At 49.3% G+C, this 16,393-nt stretch carries 15 protein-coding genes and 1 riboswitch; of the genes, 14 read left to right on the forward strand and 1 reads right to left on the reverse strand.

Annotated features, from left to right (window positions below; genetic code table 11):
• The 3 genes from DXD12_RS14200 to DXD12_RS14210 form a co-directional block, all read left to right on the forward strand.
• A partial coding sequence (locus DXD12_RS14200; RefSeq protein WP_118638563.1) for a DUF4368 domain-containing protein occupies positions 1–371 on the forward strand: 371 nt, incomplete at its 5' end.
• A gap of 202 nt (positions 372–573) precedes the next feature.
• Positions 574–1,671, forward strand: a complete 1,098-nt coding sequence (locus tag DXD12_RS14205; RefSeq protein ID WP_118638564.1) for a stage V sporulation protein AD — start codon at positions 574–576, stop codon at positions 1,669–1,671.
• A gap of 38 nt (positions 1,672–1,709) precedes the next feature.
• Complete coding sequence (locus DXD12_RS14210; RefSeq protein ID WP_022359528.1) at positions 1,710–2,066, forward strand: SpoVA/SpoVAEb family sporulation membrane protein; 357 nt, start codon at positions 1,710–1,712, stop codon at positions 2,064–2,066.
• 176 nt (positions 2,067–2,242) lie between these two features.
• Here DXD12_RS14210 and DXD12_RS14215 read toward each other — a convergent pair whose 3' ends face one another.
• A complete protein-coding gene (locus DXD12_RS14215; RefSeq protein ID WP_118638565.1) occupies positions 2,243–4,954 on the reverse strand; it encodes a transglycosylase domain-containing protein in 2,712 nt (903 codons plus the stop codon).
• Positions 4,955–5,179: 225 nt separating this feature from the next.
• Between DXD12_RS14215 and DXD12_RS14220 the strand changes: the two genes are divergently transcribed.
• From DXD12_RS14220 to DXD12_RS14270, 11 genes are all read left to right on the forward strand, one after another.
• Positions 5,180–5,842 carry a YigZ family protein gene (locus DXD12_RS14220; RefSeq protein WP_347475160.1) on the forward strand — a complete coding sequence of 221 codons (663 nt, stop codon included), beginning with the start codon at positions 5,180–5,182 and terminating at the stop codon, positions 5,840–5,842.
• Positions 5,843–6,007: 165 nt separating this feature from the next.
• Entirely contained in the window at positions 6,008–7,846 is a 1,839-nt protein-coding gene (typA, locus tag DXD12_RS14225; RefSeq protein ID WP_117795171.1) for a translational GTPase TypA, read from the forward strand.
• A gap of 267 nt (positions 7,847–8,113) precedes the next feature.
• Positions 8,114–8,743, forward strand: a complete 630-nt coding sequence (locus DXD12_RS14230) for a single-stranded DNA-binding protein (protein ID WP_022359532.1) — start codon at positions 8,114–8,116, stop codon at positions 8,741–8,743.
• Positions 8,744–8,988: 245 nt separating this feature from the next.
• Positions 8,989–9,507 carry a cob(I)yrinic acid a,c-diamide adenosyltransferase gene (locus tag DXD12_RS14235; RefSeq protein WP_118638566.1) on the forward strand — a complete coding sequence of 173 codons (519 nt, stop codon included), beginning with the start codon at positions 8,989–8,991 and terminating at the stop codon, positions 9,505–9,507.
• Positions 9,508–9,536: 29 nt separating this feature from the next.
• Positions 9,537–9,709: riboswitch (Lysine riboswitch) on the forward strand.
• Positions 9,710–9,857: 148 nt separating this feature from the next.
• Entirely contained in the window at positions 9,858–10,751 is an 894-nt protein-coding gene (dapA, locus tag DXD12_RS14240) for a 4-hydroxy-tetrahydrodipicolinate synthase (protein WP_118467484.1), read from the forward strand.
• A 48-nt stretch (positions 10,752–10,799) separates the two neighbouring features.
• Positions 10,800–11,555 carry a 4-hydroxy-tetrahydrodipicolinate reductase gene (gene dapB / locus DXD12_RS14245; protein WP_107001533.1) on the forward strand — a complete coding sequence of 252 codons (756 nt, stop codon included), beginning with the start codon at positions 10,800–10,802 and terminating at the stop codon, positions 11,553–11,555.
• A 336-nt stretch (positions 11,556–11,891) separates the two neighbouring features.
• A complete protein-coding gene (locus tag DXD12_RS14250) occupies positions 11,892–12,602 on the forward strand; it encodes a hypothetical protein (RefSeq protein ID WP_182430837.1) in 711 nt (236 codons plus the stop codon).
• A gap of 267 nt (positions 12,603–12,869) precedes the next feature.
• Positions 12,870–13,370, forward strand: a complete 501-nt coding sequence (locus tag DXD12_RS14255; protein ID WP_118638567.1) for a hypothetical protein — start codon at positions 12,870–12,872, stop codon at positions 13,368–13,370.
• Positions 13,371–13,389: 19 nt separating this feature from the next.
• On the forward strand, positions 13,390–15,321 hold the full coding sequence (locus tag DXD12_RS14260; RefSeq protein ID WP_182457097.1) for a phospholipid carrier-dependent glycosyltransferase: 1,932 nt from the start codon (positions 13,390–13,392) through the stop codon (positions 15,319–15,321).
• A complete protein-coding gene (locus DXD12_RS14265) occupies positions 15,294–15,677 on the forward strand; it encodes a hypothetical protein (protein WP_147354026.1) in 384 nt (127 codons plus the stop codon). Before DXD12_RS14260 ends, DXD12_RS14265 begins: the two co-directional genes overlap by 28 nt.
• 120 nt (positions 15,678–15,797) lie before the next feature.
• The gene (locus DXD12_RS14270; protein ID WP_107001529.1) at positions 15,798–16,232 is read left to right on the forward strand and encodes a hypothetical protein; all 435 of its coding nucleotides are present in this window, start codon (positions 15,798–15,800) and stop codon (positions 16,230–16,232) included.
• The last annotated feature ends 161 nt before the right edge of the window (positions 16,233–16,393 follow it).

Here is a 16,393-nt window from a genome sequence, read left to right on the forward strand (position 1 = left end):
CCGAGAAACGCATAGCCGAGTTATCTGCTATCTTCAAGCGGCTGTATGAGGACAGTGTGACCGGGCGCATATCAGACGAGCGTTTCACAGAGCTGTCGGCAGACTATGAAGCAGAACAACGGGAGCTGAAAGAAAGAGCCGCCGCTATCCAAGCGGAGCTTTCCAAAGCACAGGAAGCCACCGTGAACGCAGAAAAGTTTATGAATGTTGTCCGGCGGCATACCAGCTTTGAAGAACTTACCCCTACTCTGCTGCGGGAGTTTGTAGAGAAAATCGTTGTGCATGAGTGCAGCTATGACGAGAACAAGACCCGCAGACAGGACATTGAGATTTATTATTCTTTTGTTGGCAAGGTGGACTTGCCCGAATAACCGCCCGACCTATCCGACACAAGAGCTAAGTGCCGGATAGGAACGGCAAAATTTTTTACACTTCTTTTACTTCTTTATCTCACTTGAGCAAATGCAGATTTCTTGAAACATAAAAATGTATGTTTGTGTAAATACTGAGGTTGTAGCGAAAGTTTGAACATTATATTTTTGATGACACTTTTTGTATTTCAGGAGGAATTTTATGCAGGCAGGCAGATCAAGCATCCAGTTTGAACATCCGCCCATCATCACATCGGCGGCATCGATCGTGGGACAGACGGAAGGAGAGGGACCGCTGGCAAGTTTTTTTGACCGGGTGGAGCCGGATCCGATGTTTGGGAAAAAATCGTGGGAGGAGGCGGAGAGTGAATTGCAGCGCCAGACAGTGCAGAAATGTCTGGATAAGGCGGGCAGACAGGCGGCGGATGTGAATTGCCTGTTTGCGGGAGACCTGTTGGGGCAGATTGTGGCGACCTCGTTTGGTGTGGAATCGTTTGATATCCCGTTTTTCGGGCTTTACGGCGCGTGCTCGACGATGGGGGAGGCGATGATTCTGGGGGCGATGGCAGCAGGGGCTGGCTATGCGGACCGGGTTCTGGCGCTGGCATCGAGCCATTTTGCCTCGGCAGAACGGCAGTTCCGGTTTCCGCTGGCGTATGGGAATCAGAGACCGCAGTCTACAACCTGGACGGTGACCGGGTGCGGGTGTGTGATGATCGAGAAGAATAAAGGGAAAGATGGGCGCAGAGCAAAAGAAAATGTGTCGGAATCGCTGAAAAATTCTGGACAGGAGAACCTGCATCCCGGATTTCAACCTTGTATCCCGGCGGTTACTCCCGGAAAGATCGTTGATATGCAGGTGCGCGATTCCATGAACATGGGGGCGGCAATGGCGGTGGCGGCGGTAGACACAATCTTGCAGAATTTCCGTGATTTTAACCGGAAACCATCTGACTATGACCGGATCATCACTGGCGATCTGGGAATGGTGGGGAAGGAAATCCTGCTTGATTTTATGCGCGAGGCAGGACAGGATATTTCCAGCATCCATATGGACTGCGGGATCGAAATGTTTGACCCGAAGACGCAGGATACCCATTCGGGCGGGAGCGGCTGCGGTTGCTCCGCGGCGGTGCTGTGCGGCTATATTCTTCCGAAAATACAGGCGGGTGAGTGGAAACGCGTCCTGTTTGTGCCGACCGGGGCGCTGCTGTCCCAGATCAGCTTTAATGAGGGGCAGAATGTGCCGGGGATTGCCCATGGAGTGGTGCTTGAGGGAAAAGAATCGTTCGGTGAATGATAAGTATTTGCAAGGAGCTTTAGAGAGGGAGCAGAAAAATGGACTATATCAAAGCATTTGTGACCGGCGGACTCCTCTGTGCCGCCGTGCAGATTCTGATGGATAAAACGAAACTCATGCCGGGGCGGATTATGGTGCTTTTGGTGGTATGTGGCTCGATTCTTGGTGCGATCGGTTTGTACGAACCGTATGCCAAATGGGCGGGTTCCGGGGCAACGGTGCCGTTGCTGGGGTTTGGAAACACGCTCTGGAAGGGCGTGCGGGATGGAATTGACAAGGATGGGGTTCTGGGGCTGTTCACCGGCGGATTCACGGCGGGTGCGGCGGGGATTTCCGGGGCGTTGATCTTCGGCTATCTGTCGTCGCTGATTTGCAAACCCAAGATGAAGGATTAGAGAGAAGACGAAAGAAGGAAAAGTAAAAGAAAGCAAAAGAAAGCAAAAGAAAATCAAGTTGAGGAAATAAAAAGCTGCTGTAAAAGAGGCATATGAATGTCATTTTTTACAGCAGCTTTTTGCAGATATATTATTTTGTTGGTAACTGTTCAGTACCTTCACAGTCACTTTTGTTGTTACTGCTCCGGATTCGCCGGAACAATCGGAATACTATTTCCATTCCGTCCACTTCCCGCCATCGGGCGTGGAAGCGCAGAGTGGATCGGAGCCGATAGATTATCTGAATCGGGGCTGTAGCCCGGAGCTGAGAAATCGGCGCTCTCAGAAGGATGGATGATCGTGGACGAACCATTGTGAATCTTGCACTCACCCGGCATGGAGAAGCGGGAATCGTCCGTTTCGCCGCCGTCTTCCGGAACGACCATAACTGTCTTGGAAGTTTGCTGGTTCGTCGGGCAGAAGGCAGTCGAGATGCCGCCGGAGGCGGAGCAGATCGTCACGCGGGTGTGGTGATCGCAGGTCTCGGTCGGAACCGTGCCCTTTGCGAAATATTCGGTGTAGACGGCCGTTCCGCGCGGGTCACTGCTGCAGACGCCGGAAACCGGAAGCTTGCCGGATTTGCGGCATACTTCAGCAGTTTCAATGCTGTCCGGAACCGTAAATCCAGGGTCGCTTAAGTTCTCATGGACACGTGTCATGATATTTCGCCAGATGCGCTTGTGATAACTGGTACCGCCGTTTGAAACGGTGCCGCCTTTTAATGGCTGGTTATTGTCGCACCCGCCCCAGATACCGGCAGTGTAGTACGGCGTAAAGCCTACAAACCAGACATCGACGTTGCTGGTGGTCGTACCGCTCTTTCCGGCGCAGCTCATATTGGGAATCGCCGCTGTCGTACCGGTCGATTTAACCCCAGAACCGGAACGCGTATACATTGTATTGCTCTGCATAACATCCTGCATCGCGCTGGTTAAAAGATAGGCGGTAGAGTCTTTGAGCGCCTGCCGCGTCTCCGGTTCATTGTCGATCAGTATCTTTCCATTGCGATCCAGAATCTTAGTAAAGAAGATAGGCTTCGTGTAGGTGCCGCCGTTGGCGATCGCCGCAAATGCATTTGTCAATTCCAGGTTGCTGACGCCCTTTGTCAGACCGCCGAGTGCTGTCGAGAGTGTCTGATCCTGGCTTACGAGGGAAGTGATTCCCAGCCGTTCGGCATATTCGACACCGAGCTGCGGCGTTACCGTGTCCGCCATGCAGCGCAGGGCGACGATGTTCATGGAATAGGTAATGCCGTCGCGGATCGTGTGATAGCCCTTGTAATCGCTGCCCCACCAGTTTCGGAACTCTTTTTCACCGGAAGAGTATGGTCCGTCATAGTAAACAGTTGATAGGGTCGCGCCGCAGGCATCCAATGCCGGGGCAAAGGAGGAAATGACCTTGAAGGTCGATCCTGGCTGCCGCAGGGAGTCGGTCGCACGGTTTAAGGTGCGGTTCGCCGTCTTTTGTCCGCGCCCGCCGTTGATTGCCTTGACATAGCCGGTGGACTGTTCGATCAGGACGAACGAGGTCTGCGGCTCTAAAATCATGGTAACTGATTCCCCTAGAACGGTGCTTCCGTCCTGCGTGAGGACGGTGCGGTACTCATCGATCGCCGCCTGGGCCTCTTCCTCGGAATTAAACAGCCCGTCAAAACCGCTTTGTCCCTTGACCTGCTGAATCCATGTTTTCAGAGTCTCCTGTGAATAATGCTGTGTTTTCCCGTCTGGATGGGTCAGGGAAAGGCGGTACTCAACCGAATAACGCGCCGCGTCGTAGTTCGCAGGATTGTTGACTTCCTCATCGACGATCGCCTGTATCTGCGGATCCTGCGGGGTGTAAATCTGCAGTCCGCCGCTGAACAGGAGGTTGGATGCCTGCGTGTCAGTGTATCCGAGCTGCTCTTTGAGTGCTTCAGTGACCTGGCTGATCAGCTCGTCCGTGTAATAGGAGTACGGTGTCTCGTTTTCCTTGAGCGCCGTATCGACATTCTGGATACGGGCATAGACGTCGTCCGCCAGCGCTTCCTCCTGTTCTTCTTTTGAGATATAGCCCTGCTCATACATTGCCTGCAAAATGACCTTGCGCCGGGCGGCATTTGCCTCCGCGCCGCTGATCGGATTCAGCTTTGCCGGATTCTGAGTGATACCGGCGATGACCGCACACTCAGAAAGGGTCAGATCGGAGACGTCCTTATTAAAATAGCGCAGCGCCGCTGCTTTGACACCAAGTGTATTGCTGCCAAGGTTGATTGTATTTAAATAGTTCGTTAAAATGACCTTCCGATCAACGTTTTTTGTCAGCTGCAGCGCCAGATATTGTTCCTGGATTTTTCGCTCGATTTTGGAACCCTTGCTTGTCTCCATACCGCCGTTGAAAACGGTATTTTTGATGAGCTGCTGGGTCAGGGTGCTGGCGCCGCCCTTATAATTATTTGTCAGGACGCCGACCACGGCGCGTGAAATGGAGCGCAGATCGATACCGCTGTGCTGCCAGAAACGCGAGTCCTCGATGGAGACGAACGCGTCAATTAGATCCTGAGGAAAATCCTCGTAGGATGCTTCGATTCGGTTCGAGTTGGAACCGACCAGCGTGTCAGTCACTTCCCCGGCGCTATTATATATAGTAGAAAAATATCCGCTTGGGGTGAAGCTGTCCGGGTTGAAGTCTGGCGAACTGTCCAGAATGCCTTTAAACATGCCGATAAAGGTGCTGGCACCCGTCACGCAGAGAAACAGAACAAGAACAAAGGCAGTCTTGAAGAAGGTCAGAAACAGCCGGTTGGCGTATTTCTTCTTCCGGGAATTGGCTGCCCGGATCCGTTTCTTGGTTGCTTTTACACCGTAATTCATGAGAACCTCCTTTGGGTTCGTAGTGGTTCATTCTATTAATAAATACAGTATTTCCAATTATATCAAAATTCATAGGATAAATAAATACTATTGTCATGAAGTTTTTTTTACGGTATCATAAAAGATAAGGTTTGTTAGTGGGCACGTATGCGTGAACAGTAACTAAGGTTTACAAGCGGTTAAAGAAGTGAAAAAACATCCGTTTTAAGGATGCGTAGTTCATAGATGGAGGAAAAGATGAAAGAGCGCTATAAAATCGTCTATCAGGGCGGCGAGGGCGAGATTGTGGAGAAGAAGTCCCGCTTTATCGCGGAGATCCGCCCGGTGGAATCGGAAGAAGAGGCGACGGCATTTATTGCGGAAGTCAAGAAGAAATATTGGGATGCGAGACATCATTGTTCGGCATTTACGATCGGAGAAAATAACGAGGTGGCGCGCTGCAGCGACGACGGCGAACCGGCGCAGACGGCGGGACGCCCGATGCTGGATGTGCTGCTGGGACGCGAGCTTCACAACGTCTGTGCGGTTGTGACCCGGTACTTTGGCGGGACACTTTTAGGAACTGGCGGACTGGTGCGGGCATACGGCGGCGCGCTCCAGGAAGGTCTTAAAAACTGTGTGGTTCTGGAAAAATGCCTGGCTCGTAAATGGAAGGTTGGGACAGACTACAGCGGGCTTGGAAAGGTGCAGTACATTTTGGCAGAAGCAGAGCTGCCGATTCTGGACAGCGAGTACGGCGAGGGTGTGGATCTGACGATCCTGGTGCCGTTTGACCAGGCGGGAGCAGCGGAGAAGAAGCTCATAGAGGGCACAAATGGAAGATGCCGGATCGAAAAACTGGATGAGGTTTATTTTGGCATGGATGACGGAAAAATCATTTTATTGTAAAAAAAGATTGAATAATGGATAAAAAAATGCTAAAATAACAAGCTGTATTATTTTGTGGGCGGATCCTTTGCCAAAGACGAAACGGCAGGATGCTTGTCTGTGACAGAAAATAATTATTAATTAGTACATGTAATGAATCATCATAAGAAAAGAGAGTAAGCAGATATGAAAATGAAACGGGAAGATGTCAGAAACGTTGCAATTATCGCTCACGTTGACCACGGTAAAACGACGCTGGTAGACCAGCTGCTTCGCCAGAGCGGTGTATTCCGTGCCAATCAGGAAGTAGTCGATCGTGTCATGGACTCTAACGATATTGAGCGTGAGAGAGGTATCACGATTCTGTCCAAGAATACGGCTGTTAATTACAACGGCACCAAGATCAACATTATCGATACACCAGGACATGCGGACTTCGGCGGCGAGGTAGAGCGTGTTCTTAAGATGGTAAACGGCGTTATCCTTCTGGTAGACGCATATGAGGGCGCGATGCCGCAGACCAAATTCGTTCTGCGTAAAGCACTGGAACTGGATCTGCCGGTTATCGTATGTATCAATAAGATTGACCGTCCGGAAGCACGTCCGGAGGAGGTTGTGGACGAGGTTCTCGAACTTCTGATGGATCTGGATGCATCCGACGAGCAGCTTGACTGTCCATTCTTATATGCATCTGCACGTTCTGGATATGCAAAGAAGAACCTGGACGATCCGAATGTGGATATGAAGCCACTGTTCCAGACCATTCTGGATTACATCCCGGCGCCGGAGGGAGATCCGGATGCAGAAACACAGGTTCTGATCAGCACGATTGATTACAACGAGTATGTAGGACGTATCGGCGTTGGTAAGATCGACAACGGCTACCTGAAAGTAAATCAGGACTGCGTCATCGTCAACCATCATGAGCCGGACAAGTTCCGCAAAGTTAAGATCGGTAAGCTCTATGAGTTTGAAGGTCTGAATAAAGTAGAAGTACAGGAAGCAAAGATCGGTTCGATCGTAGCGATTTCCGGTATCGCAGATATCCACATCGGTGATACCCTGTGCTCCCCGGAGAAACCGGAGGCAATTCCGTTCCAGAAGATTTCTGAGCCGACCATTTCCATGGATTTCATGGTAAACGACAGCCCGCTGGCAGGTCAGGAAGGTAAATTCATCACTTCCCGCCATATCCGCGAGCGCCTGATGCGGGAGCTGAATACCGACGTCAGCCTGCGTGTAGAGGAGACAGACTCCGCTGACTGCTTCAAGGTGTCCGGCCGTGGCGAGCTGCATCTGTCCGTTCTGATTGAGAACATGCGCCGCGAGGGCTTTGAGTTCGCAGTCAGCAAGGCGGAGGTACTCTACAAATATGACGAAAGAAACCGCAAATTAGAGCCGATGGAGATCGCTTACGTCGATGTACCGGATGACTTTACCGGTGCTGTTATCCAGAAGCTGACCAGCCGTAAAGGCGAGCTGCAGGGCATGAGCCCGATCGGCGGCGGATACACAAGACTGGAGTTCTCGATTCCGTCCAGAGGTCTCATCGGCTACCGCGGCGAGTTCATGACCGATACAAAGGGAAATGGTATCTTAAACACCAGCTTTGACGGCTATGCACCGTTCAAGGGCGAATTAAGTTACCGCAAACAGGGATCCCTGATTGCATTTGAGGCAGGCGAGTCCATCACCTACGGTCTGTTCAATGCCCAGGAGCGCGGAACCCTGTTCATCGGACCGGGCGTTAAAGTTTACTCCGGCATGATTGTCGGACAGAGCGCAAAACCGGAAGACATCGAGTTAAACGTCTGCAAAACCAAAAAGCTGACAAACACCCGTTCTTCCAGCGCCGATGAAGCCCTCCGCCTTGTTCCGCCGAAAATCATGAGCCTGGAGCAGTGCCTCGACTACATCGATACCGATGAACTTCTCGAGATCACCCCGACCAGCTTACGAATCCGTAAAAAGATTCTTGATCCGACTCTGAGAAAGAGAGCGATGATCAGCCGTAAAAATAGCTAAATAATCGTAAAGTGGGAGCAGCCGCGCAAGCCAGCTGCTCCTTTTCGTATATTCAAGCGAGAGATATCTAGGAAACGACGTGCCCCGCCGTTTCCGTCCCTCTGCCGATCCCATTCCCTCTGTCGATTCATGTCCCCCACCCTGTCGAAATTTCCCCCTCACTTCTTCTTCTAAAACGGTCATTCCCCTCATACATATATACAGTAAGAAGCAGGACTCCAAGAACCTGCCGTGAAAAACTGCAAAAAAGAAGAGGAGAGAGATACTATGTCGGAAAAAATGATTGAAAACAACAAGGTTAGCGTGATTGGTGAGGTCGTATCGGAATTTACATTCAGCCACGAAGTATTCGGGGAAGGATTTTATATCGCAGACCTGGCAGTCAGCCGTCTGAGCGATCAGGTGGACGTGATTCCACTCATGATTTCAGAACGGCTTCTGGATGTATCGAAAGACTACCGCGGAATGACGATGGAGGCGATCGGCCAGTTCCGTTCCTACAACCGTCATGAGGGCGCGAAAAACCGTCTGGTGCTGTCTGTGTTTGTCCGTGAGATTCATTTCCTGGAAGAATTTACGGATTACACCAAAACCAACCAGATTTTTCTGGAAGGCTATATCTGCAAGGAGCCAATCTACCGGAAAACACCGCTGGGACGCGAGATTGCCGATATGCTGCTGGCGGTCAACCGTCCGTATGGAAAATCCGATTACATACCGTGTATTGCGTGGGGCAGAAATGCCCGCTATGCGTCCGGATTTGGCGTGGGAAGCCACGTGTGCGTGTGGGGGCGCGTGCAGAGCCGTGAATATACGAAGAAACTGAGCGAGACAGAGTGCGAGAAACGTGTGGCATACGAGGTGTCGGTCAGCAAGCTGGAGTGCGTGGAAGAATAGGATAGGTTTAGGATGTTACAGCAAAGTTTGAAGCCGGTTATGCAATCTATAGGACATGATAAATGGCTGGTTTTGCCATAGCTTGCCAAAACAGATAAAATATGCTAGAATAAGGCAGTTTACAGAATTCGTAAAACGATTATTGGATGGATAGAAATAAAACACACAGGCCTGTGTGTAAAAAGACATCAGGAAAGACAGTCTGTGCGCCAGCGCAGCGGGAGGCACAGAAAGAGGAGAGGGAAATGAAAAAGGGGAAAGTTCATATCATCTTCGGCACCGGGATGGGAAAAACAGCGATGGCACTGGGACGTGGTGTCAGTGCAGCCATGCACGGCCGGAAGGTAATTATGATACAATTCTTAAAGGGAGTGCTGAGCCATGAGACAGCAGATGGGTTAAAACAGCTGGAGCCGGCATTTAAAGTATTCCGATTTGAAAAACAGAATGAGTATTATGAAAATCTCTCTGAAGAAGGCAAAAAGGAAGAGCTCTGCAATATTCAGAACGGGTATAATTTTGCAAAAAAAGTACTCTGTACCGGCGAATGCGATATGCTGATTCTGGATGAATTTCTTGGGGTGTTAGATCAGAAACTGGTCGGAGACGATGCCCTGGAAACACTGCTGGCAGCGCACGAGGAGAATGTCGATCTGATTCTGACCGGAAAAGTATGCCCGGCTGGGGCAGAGGAGCATGCAGACGAGGTGACGCGCCTGGAATGCCTGAAGCCGTCAAACGATCATGCGTGCATGAACGGTTGACAAGTATTCAAAGTAATGCTAAGATAGAAAAAACAAGTAGAGGTTGCGTTGATTATCAGTAAGCGGTCGGATGCGGCAGGTGCAGGAGAAGACAGCTGAAAGGATGATACGCCGAAGGGCTGCGGCGCCTGTATCTGCAGTTCCTGGGTGCAGGATGAAGAATTCTGTAACTGTCATCGACAGATGGGGAGCTACTGGGAGTTTGGATTTGAATTCATAGAGCTGGCCGTCGTGCCAGCTTTTTGTACGCTCAGGACCGACAGGCTGCAAACATTCGTTTGAAGCAGGGACAGAAACGGACTCTGGAATAGAAACTCAGCCATCGTGCAAAAGAATAAGGAGGAAACAAAATGTCTATTTTTGAAGGAGCAGGCGTAGCGCTGGTAACGCCATTTCATGAGGATGGAAGCGTAAATTATGAGAAACTGGAGCAGATCGTAGAAGAACAGATCGCTGGCGGTACAGACTGTATTATCGCCTGCGGTACGACCGGCGAGGCGGCTACATTAAGCCATGAGGAGCACATCGAGGTGATCCGTTTCGTATGCCAGGTCGTAAATAAGAGAATCCCGGTTGTAGCAGGAACCGGTTCCAACTGCACAGAGACAGCGGTATATCTGTCTACCGAAGCGAAAAAGGCAGGCGCAGACGGACTTCTGCTCGTATCCCCGTATTACAATAAATCAACCCAGAAGGGTTTAAAGGTTCATTTCTCAGAGGTCGCAAAGGCAGTTGATCTTCCGATCCTTCTGTACAATGTACCGAGCCGTACCGGCGTCAATATCACCCCGGAGACGATCGTGGCACTGTGCAAGGAATATGAGAACATCGTCGGTGTCAAAGAAGCAAGCGGCAATTTCTCCGCGATCGCACAGATTGCAAGCCTGTCAGGCGGATCAGTTGATATTTACTCCGGCAACGACGACCAGACGGTTCCGATGATGGCACTGGGCGCAAAGGGCGTTATCTCCGTATTATCCAACGTGGCACCGCGTCAGGTACATGATATGTGCGCGGCATTCAAGGCTGGCGATGTAGCGAAGGCAAGACAGATGCAGATAGATGCAATTCCACTGATTGAGGCGCTGTTCTGCGAGGTAAACCCGATTCCGGTTAAGGAAGCGATGAACATGATGGGCGAGGAAGTGGGTCCGTTCCGTAAACCGTTAGTGGATATGGAACCGGCAAACCGCGATCGTCTGAGAAGAGAACTGGTAAATTACGGAATCAGCCTGAAAGAGTGATAAGAACCGTTAAAATTAGGATGAGATAGGGAAATGAGGTTTTAACAGATGGTACGAGCAATTATGCATGGCTGCAACGGCGCCATGGGACAGGTTATTTCCGGAATTGCAGCGAAGGACGAGGAGATCTCTATCGTTGCGGGTATTGATATGAGAACCGAGCAGAAAAATGATTATCCGGTTTTTGCGTCTCTGAACGAATGCAAGGTAGAAGCGGATGTTGTGATTGATTTTTCCAATGCAGCAGCTGTCGATGAACTTCTCGACTGGTGTGCAGAGAAGAAAATGCCGGTTGTTCTGTGTACGACAGGACTTTCCGAGGTACAGCTGGCAAAGGTAGAAGAGACGGCAGAGAAGACAGCTGTTCTTCGCTCTGCAAATATGTCTCTTGGTATCAATATGCTCTTAAAGCTTCTGAAAGAAGCAGCGCAGATTCTGGCTCCGGCTGGATTTGATATTGAGATTCTGGAGAAACACCACAATCAGAAGGTGGATGCTCCGAGCGGTACGGCGATTGCGCTGGCAGATTCGATCAACGAGGCGATGGGCAATACATACCATTACAAATACGATCGTTCCGCTACACGTGAGAAACGTGATGCGAAGGAGATTGGTATTCAGGCGATCCGCGGCGGCACAATCGTAGGCGAACACGATGTCATTTTCGCTGGTCAGGATGAGGTGATTACCTTTAATCATACAGCTTATTCCAAGGCGATTTTCGCAAAGGGTGCGGTACAGGCAGCCAAATTCCTGGCAGGAAAGCCGGAAGGACGGTATGATATGGCGGATGTGATCGGCTAAGAGATTTTATACAGATGTGAAAATGAAACCCCGGCTGTGAGTAAGTTTATCCACTCACAGCCGGGGTTTTCATTTCTGGAACCTTTCCCGCCCTTGTGTTTGTGGATGAAGGCTTCTGAAAATCAATTTGTCAAGGTTAGTGTATCATTTTTTTACATCTTGTGTAAAAAAATGACATCTTGTGCAGTGCAAATTGTAGAAAAATAAAACAAATGATAAGATGAATACAACAAGAAAAGCTTGAAACCGTGAAAAAGAAGAAAAACTCCAGAATTAAAAATAAAAAATACATGAAAGACAGCTTTTCGATTAATAAAAATACGAGGAGGTATGAGGATGAGAAAACGCAAATGGATGAAGGTGGGTGCCTGCGCACTCAGTGCCGTTTTGATCATGGGCTTGTATGCCGGACCGGCTTTTGCCGAATGGATAGGTACAGGAAGTGCAAGAGCCTACATCCTAAACGGACAGGTGCAGACAGGCTGGCAGCAGATCGATGGAAAATGGTATTACCTGAATGAACAGGGAGCACCGCAGATCGGCTGGGTAAAAGACGGGGACAAACAGTATTTCTGTACGGCGTCGGGAGAAATGGTCAGCGGTGTCGTATGGATCAATGGAAAAACCTATTATTTTGGCACACCGGACAGTGGAGAGATGGCAACGGGCGTTGTCAGTATCAACGGAATTCCTTATACGTTTGAAAACGATGGCACATCGTTCGGCGGCCGCAAGCCGAGACCAGCGAGAAGCTTTGAGGTAAAAGTGGCAGAAGACGGAACGATGACCATCTTAGAGACGACCAATGCCGATACACCGAAGCTGAATTCCAGAACATCCAAAGAACGCAGACATTCTGGAGGCGGTGGAAGTGAAACGCCAAGTGTGGTACCGAGTGATGCACCGGCGACGAAAGAACCGACCGAAAACCCGACGTCGACCGTGAAACCGACCCAGCCGGAAGAGACGGAAGGGGATACAACAACGGAGCCGCCGCAGCCAACAACGGAGCCGTCGCAGCCAACAACGCAGCCAACAGATCCGTGATCAATCTGAAACTAAGAGTACGAAGTGAAAATAATCGGCCAAGTTCAGATTTGGGACGATTACAATCATCTATAATTTAACCTTGTTTTTGCTCTCCTGCATATAGGATGATGGAAACAGATTCATATACTCCCGAGCTCTTTCCTGCGTATGTGCAGGGAGGATCCCGGGAGTATATAAATTATAGCGATGAGAAAGAAACGGCGTGTCTGAGGGGAGTGCCACCGAAATGGAGCACTTAAAAAAGTCGTTAAAGGAGGTGCCAGAATGAAATCAGCTTACTGTATCGCCATTACGGCGTGCCTGACTGTCATCTGGCTGTATGAGGAAAAGAAAAAGCGGGGGATGGCGGGAAAGCTTTGCTGGAAAGCAGCGGCCGGGTATCTGATTACGCGCTTTGTATTCTTTGCCATTTCTAATCAGGAGGTTCATGGCTTCCTGGAAGTCATGGCAATGGATCTGGTGACAGCCGGGCTTTTATATATTTTGTCCGGGAAAAACGGAAGCCGGGAATCAGTGTGGGAATGCCTGTATCTTTATATTTGGAATCCGATCCCGGTATTATCTGTTCTTTCACAGGGAAAAAAGCGGATGCTTTTTATCTGGCTGGCGGTATTGATTCTTTTCGTGGATAGAGCACTTCAGAGCGCGTCTTGGAATAGAAAGATTCAAAAAAATTGGAATTCTTCTCACGGTTGCGGGAACTGGCATACTCTGGGCGCGGGATATCACCGGAGAGCGCTTCGGACAGTGCAGTCCGGGAGATGAATTTTATCCGCTGATGCTGATGTTTTTTGCAGTACTGGGTGTGGGAACCTGTGTATATGGAATTGCTTCTTATGTTGGAATATTACATGAAAAATGTCAGATTCCTGAATCGAGAGTCGAGCTGGATGAAGCAAAAGCGGCACGCTGCGCATCAAAACGAATGACGGGGAGTGAAAAAATAGATGCCGGGAAGAGCTTGGGAATAAAATCCTGTGAAAAGAACACAGAGTCGGAAAAGACCGGCGCACCCTGGTCCGGCCGTGACTGGTGTATGGCAGCAGGATTGACAGTTCTCTTTGCTGTGATGGCATTTGTGAATCTTGGAAGCATGAAGGCGCCGCAGACTGCGTATGAATTTGAAAAAAATGATAGCCACGGAAATGAGATGGTGCTTCGGTTTGATGGAAGTGTGACTATCTCAGAAGCGCAGGTTTATCTGGGTGGAAAGGAGAAGAGACATTTTGTATGCTCGGTTCCGAATGCCGAGGGAGATGGTTGGGATGCCATCGGGGAAGAGACAGAATTGTTATCTGTATACTGCTGGAATCCAGTGGAAATTCATTACCGCACTTACGAACTAGGGATCGTGTCGATGGATGAGAGTGCAGAGGTTCTGGAAATCGTTCTTCTGGATCCGGATGGAAATCCGATCCTTCCATCCAATGCAGATGATTATCCAGAGGCATTTGATGAGCAAGAATTGTTTCCGGCGGATACGACCTATGAATACCAAAGTATGTTTGATGAGGTTTACCATGCCAGAACGGCAAATGAGATAGCAGAAGGGCGTACAATTTATGAGACAACGCACCCACCGCTTGGAAAATGGTGGATGAGTCTGGGAATCCGCGTATTTGGAATGACGCCGTTTGGATGGCGGTGTGTATGCGCTCTGTTTGGCATCCTGATGGTGCCGGTCAGCTATGCGTTTATGCGGAAAATCAGCCGGAGTACATGGATTGCCTCATTTGCAGCACTGTTGATAGTCTTTGATTTCATGCACTTTACATTGTCAAGAATCGGAACCATTGATGTGATAGTGGGATTTTTTATCCTGCTTACCTTTTATCTGATGTATCTGGTGCTGGATGACCTGAAAATGGGATGCAGCTGGAAAACGGTGTGTCTGATGATTTTAAATGGCATGGCAGCTGGAGCGGCGATGGCATCGAAGTGGACAGGGGTATATGTCTGCGCGGGGATTGCAGTCCTCTTTTTTACATTTTTGTTCCAGGAATATGGGACAGCTGCGGCACGGACCAGAAAGGGAATGTCTGGACAGGCGGCGATAAGTTACCTGGCGGGGCTGTCTGTCATCTGTATCGCTGCATACATTTTGATTCCGGCAGTGATTTACGTTGCATCCTATCTTTCTTATGGAAATGGTATAGGAAATGGAAATGTTTTCCAGACTATGTGGGAAAATCAGCAGCTTATGCTTCATTACCATGAGAAAACGGTGTTTGAACATCCATATGCCTCTGAATGGTATGAGTGGGCCTGGATTAAACGACCGCTTCTGGATGCATACACGTCGCTTAAGTCTGGTAAAATCAGTGTGGTTTCAACTTTTGGAAACCCGGTAATCTGGTGGTCGGCAATTCCGGCGCTATTTTATACTATATACCTGTGGCAGATTCGACAGGATAAAATAGCGGGATATCTGTGCATTTCCTATGCTTCTATGCTGTTTCCGTGGTTATTTATCCACAGAACCGTGTTTATCTATCAGTATTTTGCGTGCAGTATGATACAGATTTTAATGCTGGGAAATTGTCTGCATTTTTTCTGGGAAAGAGATCCGAAACGAACCAGGAAAGCAGCGTTGCTGTATCTTGCAGCAGTGATCGGCGCGTTCCTTCTTTTCTATCCGGTGCTGTCTGGATATCCGGTAAAACAGGAATTTGCCGAGCAGTGGCTGGAATGGCTGGAAGGTTGGGTGTTGTCATGAAAGAAAAAAAGAGAGACTGGGCGATCAGCGCTGGCTTTCTGGGGGTGCTTTTGACGGCTTATGTGATAAATTATAGATTTGGTTTTCTGGAAATTCTTGATTTTCATATCGAGAAAGTAAAGAAAGCATACCCAGCTTATTTTGGCACCTATGACCGGATGGGTGAATTGACTGCATGGTTGAATAAAATCGAAAATCTGTTCTGTATCGGACGGAATGGACAGCATCGCTACAATAACATGGATCATTCGATGATGACAGCATTTTGTGCAGTGGATCTCCTTCTGGAGGGAAGTGCGGATAAGGAGCATATCTGGAGTGTGAATACAGAAAAAGCGTATCATGAGAAAAAATAAACTGCCTAAAAACCACAACTTTCAGTTCGGAAAAGCCCTGCCTGTGAGCCGCATCATCTTTACAGATTTTTTTCTATTTGTTATAGTAAAAATGGAGAGGCACCTGCGGGAGGAATGCAGATGTCAGAGAAACATAGAAATGCACAAAAATCAATGCCGCAAAGCAGAAAGCTGTTTAAATATCAAAAACGGAAGATTCGCCGCTATCTGAAACGCGTCCGCTGGCGGAGGAAGCGGAGGCAGAGGTATTTTCTGTATGGACTTGCACTGGCTGTATCCATGTACTTGGCGAGTATATGGAAGATGCGGGAACGGATCTGGTCGATCCGAGAGATGGATGTGATCGAGTATGAGCTGCCGGAGGGGGAAAGAGCAGAGAATGGGGAGGAGGAAGCGTCAGCAGACCGGCAGGAGAAGAGAACAGTTGAACGGGAAAATGCCGGGGAAACATACGGAGCAACAGAAAAAACGGGAACTTCCACGAAAATCCGTCTGCATCTGAAGACCGGAGAGCTGGAAATCGTGCACGAACGGGTGGAATCAGAAGGAGAGTGACTGTTTGCGGCAGGAAAAACGTTTGGCCGGGCATGAAGGATGAATGGAAGAGCAAGAACGGTTACTGTGGCAAATGCCGTTACTGGGCATGTGTGCGTGAACAGTAACCAAGAATGAAAGAGCTGCAGCCGGAACAGCGAAAAGTGATTGATTTTGAAAAG

It is taken from the genome of Clostridium sp. TF11-13AC (assembly GCF_003481065.1).
Lineage (GTDB): Bacteria > Bacillota > Clostridia > Lachnospirales > Lachnospiraceae > Otoolea > Otoolea fessa.